This is a genomic window from Arhodomonas sp. KWT (genome assembly GCF_010993615.1).
Map to the genome: position 1 here is coordinate 1 of NZ_WNXE01000525.1, position 1,119 is coordinate 1,119.

A 1,119-nucleotide genomic window follows, 5' to 3' on the forward strand; every position below is an offset into this window, starting at 1 on the left:
TCTCCCACAAGAGCGACGTCGGCGGCGTCGCCCTGGACGTGGCGGACGCCGACGAGGTCCGCGATGCCGCCGAGAGCATCCTCACCCGGGTGCGCCGGCACAAGCCCGACGCGCGGCTGGAGGGGTTCACGATCCAGCCCATGATCATCCGCTCCGACGCCCTGGAGCTCATCGCCGGCGTCACGGAGGACGACCAGTTCGGGCCGGTGGTGCTCTTCGGCCAGGGCGGCACGGCGGTGGAGGTGATCCGCGACCAGGCCCTGGGCCTGCCGCCGCTGAACATGAAGCTTGCCTACGACATGATGGAGCGCACCCGCATCGACCGGCAGCTCCGGGGCTACCGCGGGGTGCCCGCCGCCGACCGCGACGCCATCGCCCTCACCCTGGTGCGGCTCTCGCAGATCGTCGCCGACCTCGGCGAGGTGGCCGAGCTGGACATCAACCCGCTGCTCGCCGACCATCGCGGGGTGATGGCGCTGGACGCCCGCGTGCGCGTGGGCCGGGGCAGCGGCAGCGGGACCGGCCGGCTCGCCATCCGCCCCTACCCCCGGGAGCTGGAGGAGACCATCCCCGGGGAGGACGGCCACGAGCTGCGCCTGCGCCCGATCACCCCGGAGGACGAGATGCCCCTGCGCGACGCCTTCGCCCGGCTGAGCCCGGAGGAGGTGCGCCTGCGTTTCTTCATGCCCATGAAGCGCATGACGCACATGCAGGCCGCGCGCTTCACCCAGATCGATTACGACCGGGACATGGCGCTGGTGCTCACCGAGCCCGGCATGCCCGGGCACGCCACCATCCACGGCGTCGTCCACATCAACGCCGACCCGGACAACACCCGCGCCGAATACGCCATCATCATCCACCGCTCGCTGACCGGCCGCGGGCTGGGCCGGCTGATGATGGAACGGATCATCGCGTACGCCCGCAGCCGCGGCATCCAGGAGATCTTCGGCGACGTGCTCCGGGAGAACCAGATCATGCTGCGCCTGTGCCAGGAGCTCGGTTTCCGGCGCCGCGCCCACCCCGACGAGCCCGACGTGGTCCGCGTGACCCTCGACCTGCGCGAGCACGCCGACACCCCGCCGGAGCCCGCGTAGCGCCGGGACATCCATCCCGTAG

1 protein-coding gene is annotated in these 1,119 nt (G+C 71.9%); it reads left to right on the top strand.

Annotated elements, in window-relative coordinates; translation table 11 throughout:
• Positions 1-1,097 (top strand): GNAT family N-acetyltransferase (locus G7A99_RS20430; RefSeq protein WP_163143697.1); only part of this gene is annotated, 1,097 nt, incomplete at its 5' end.
• Positions 1,098-1,119: the final 22 nt, after the last annotated feature.